The organism is Oleiphilus sp. HI0080, from assembly GCF_001635135.1.
Genome location: NZ_LWFU01000449.1, coordinates 1 through 3379, shown reverse-complemented (window position 1 = coordinate 3379; position 3379 = coordinate 1). Strand labels below are relative to the sequence as shown.

3 protein-coding genes are annotated in these 3379 nt (G+C 46.2%); 2 read left to right on the top strand and 1 reads right to left on the bottom strand.

The window, feature by feature from the left end; translation table 11 throughout:
* Nucleotides 1–67 precede the first annotated feature (67 nt).
* Both A3751_RS08960 and A3751_RS08955 read left to right on the top strand, forming a co-directional pair.
* A complete protein-coding gene (locus tag A3751_RS08960) occupies nucleotides 68–1084 on the top strand; it encodes a DUF1214 domain-containing protein (protein WP_068454624.1) in 1017 nt (338 codons plus the stop codon).
* A gap of 134 nt (nucleotides 1085–1218) precedes the next feature.
* Nucleotides 1219–2760, top strand: coding sequence for a DUF1254 domain-containing protein (locus A3751_RS08955; protein ID WP_068454621.1), 1542 nt, complete (start codon nucleotides 1219–1221; stop codon nucleotides 2758–2760).
* A 223-nt stretch (nucleotides 2761–2983) separates the two neighbouring features.
* On the opposite strand, the gene A3751_RS22720 is transcribed toward A3751_RS08955, so the two are convergent.
* Nucleotides 2984–3379, bottom strand: a 396-nt coding sequence (locus A3751_RS22720) for a hypothetical protein (protein ID WP_197466247.1), incomplete at its 5' end; no start/stop codon positions are given.

The following is a 3379-nucleotide window of genomic DNA, read 5'->3' as shown; positions in this document are numbered from 1 at the left end:
CCGCGACGGATTTAGGGTTTTACCAACAGTCAAAGCCGTTAAATAACAACACAACGAGGAATTATTGATGAAACAAGCCAAACTTCTATTTTTATTCGCCTTTACAATCGCAATGGCGAACGTGCAATTTGCAATTGCAGAGGAAGCAAACACCATCAAGGTAACGGAAGAAAACTTCACGCATGCAGAAACCGCGCGTAATTTTCGCAATTGGGCAAGTAAAGGGGCAACAAAACAGTTTGTAAAAATGCCAGGCTTACCTCCTAGAGGAAAGGAAGCGCCAACTGTGCAAATGAACGATGACACTTTGTACGGTGTTGCGATTGTAAAAGCAGTAGAAGGAAAAATCACTTTCTCAATCCCCGAAACCGACAATTATATGGCGGTGCAAGTCGTTACTGAACGAGGCCATGGACAGCACTATGTTGTTGAAGATGGCAAGTATGAGCTGCCAATAGAGTCCGATTACGCGATGCTCATTTATCGCTCTGGTACTGAGAATGGCATCGACTTCTCTAAAGAGATGCTAGAAAAAGTCGACCCATCAGACTTGAACTTCGCGACCGACTACAAGATCCAACCTTATGATTACGAGGAAGTAGAGACGTGGGTGAAGAAGTATACGGCCGAAGTGAACAGCATGGATAACTTCACTTATACATTCCCAAGAACATCTGACCTAGTGACTGATTTACACCAATGGAATCTGGAAAACGCAGCCGGATGGGGAGGTGCTAGTCCTGAGGCGTTTGTTGGTAATAAGTATGCAAATAGTCCGATCATGAAAGCCTCAACATGCTACACATCGACGTTTGAAGATCCTAAGAACAAGTTCTTCACGTCGATCACTGCGTACGACTCCGACAAGTACCTGATGGATGGTGTTCGGCACATTAGCTCAAATACCTGGGACAAAAATGCGGACGGAACGATCACCATTTCATTCAATTGTGGTGAAGACGCGAAAAACAATATAGACACCAAAGGCAACGACTTTACCTTTACGTCTCGCCATTACGGCGTCAACCCGAAAGTAATGGAAGCAAAGAAAGATCCGATTATTTCCGCCGTCAAGGCGAATTGAGTACGTTTCTATAAATAAGCCCGTTGCCAGCACCGCGTTTTTTGAGCATACAAAAAGCGACGCTGGCAGCATCTAGAGTCTTATAACCAATAGCTTCATTTCGAAGAAGGCATTGGCTAACTGGAGTGATATGGATGAAACCATTAAAAACCGCAACCTTGCTCAGCGTAGGCATTGCCGTGAGCGCCCTAACGATGCATTCAGTGGCACTCGCGCATGATCATGCTAAGCCCAAGACAATGAAAATGACTACCGATATTCCGGATGGCATTTCAACACCTAACGAGCTAGATACCCAAACACTCGGCAAGCTCAGCTTTTTTGACGGCGTACCTCAGCCAGAGACCGCTGAAAAAGTATACGACTATGTCGACTTACAGAATGCAGTCAATGCATACGTGAATGGCATTCAAATTGCCTCGATGGCGGCACTAAAACAAGGCTTACTATCATTCGGACCAGCAAACGAAACGGCTGTTCTGTTTGAAAACCTCATGGATTCTAAATCTTTGTGGCTTACGCCAAACACCACGTCGGTTTATATGGCGTCTTGGCTTGAGCTAGGAGACGAGCCGATGGTCATCGAAACACCGCCAGATGTTCTAGGCATCATCGACGACCACTGGTTTAAATACGTCGCCGACTTTGGAAGACTAGGTCCAGATAAAGGCAAAGGCGGGAAATTCCTAATCCTCCCTCCAGACTTTGAGGGCGAGGTGCCCAAAGAAGGTTACTTTGTGGTTCCGACGAAGACCTATGGTCATTGGGTCATTTGGCGCGGATTCCAAAAAGATGGCAGCCCCAAGCCAGCCGTCGATGAGACAAAGTCCCTCTTCAAAATCTACCCTCTCTCGAAGAAGAGCAACCCGCCCAAGATGAACTTTGTCAACGCATCTGGGGTGCCACACAACACGATCCACCGAATGGATGCTGAGATATACAGCGAGATTAACACGGTTGTGCAATCAGAGCCCTTGACCGGAGAGAACGAAGAAATACTTGGCACGCTTGCAGCAATCGGCATTAAAAAAGGTCAGGAATTCAAGCCTGATGAGCGAATGGAAAAGATATTGGATGAAGCTGCCAAGATCGGCGCTGCCATCGTTCGAACCCAAATGTCTAAACCAAGAAGCGATTACTTCTATTTGTATGAAAACAGTCAGTGGATAAACCCTCTCGCCTATCGCAGCCATTTATTTGAGCACGAAGGAGCGAGATTACTCGATGCACGAAGCGCTTTTCACTTTTACGCAACGGGCATCACACCGGCTATGTCAGCCAAATTCATTGGTAAGGGCTCACAATATGCGATTGCGTATTCAGACAAAGACGGTAACACCTTTGATGGCGACAAGACCTATAAAGTAAACGTACCGGCGAATGCCCCGATGAAGGATTTTTGGTCCTTTACTATTTATGACAACCAGACCCGATCCATGCTGCAAACCGATGAGCAATTCCCAGGCATTGATAGTAACAAAACAGGGTTAGTGCAAAATGATGATGGCTCTTATGACATCTACATCGGTCCGAAAGCGCCGAAGGGCATGGAAAATAACTGGATTCAAACGGTTCCAGGAAAAGGTTGGAATACGATCTTTAGACTATACGGACCTCTAGAAGCGTGGTTTGAAAAAACATGGAGAGTCAGTGATTTCGAACTGGTCGAAATGTAAGAGAACCGAACCGCTCATATCAAAATCATTTGCGGTTCGGTTTTTACCAGAGCATTTGAAGCTTTTTACAACATGAAAGCCAAGATGCTCTGGTAACCCTCCTTAGGCGATTTAGATACCTCTATACCCTTTTTACCCTTCTCTATCAGCGGCACTAAAGAAACTCGCCTCACCCCAACCTACTCTCAAGCGCAGAACGATTGTCGACCCGATTAAATCTTGTCTAGGCCAATGTTGGAATGTTGTTTGACGACAACAGTTTTTTAAGCTCAGCAATTCTGTGGTGCGCCTCTAACAGCACTTTTTGGCTTTGCTCTGGCGTAAGACCACTCTCACCAAGCTTTCTAAATGCCGGAATCTCTGCAAAGTTAGGGAGATCTTTGAGCTGCTTCTTTCCGATCAGCGTGTGCACCTGTGCAGCCACCACGATGTCAACGTAGTTGGCTGCATCACCTTCGGAACGATACCCCCAGTTTCCGCTGTTCGCGGCCACCTGCACCAGCTCATCTTGAAAACCCCAGTCTTCAAGAAGTTTAGGGCCAATCTTCGTCTTAAGTTTCTGAACGAGCTCATCCACTTTTTGCTCGATCTTCATCACCTGTGGATAATGATCGAGATG

Coding starts and splice junctions, on each gene's coding strand:
- A3751_RS08955 (WP_068454621.1), top strand. CDS start 1,219: ATGAAACCATTAAAAACCGCAACCTTGCTCAGCGTAGGCATTGCCGTG.
- A3751_RS08960 (WP_068454624.1), top strand. CDS start 68: ATGAAACAAGCCAAACTTCTATTTTTATTCGCCTTTACAATCGCAATG.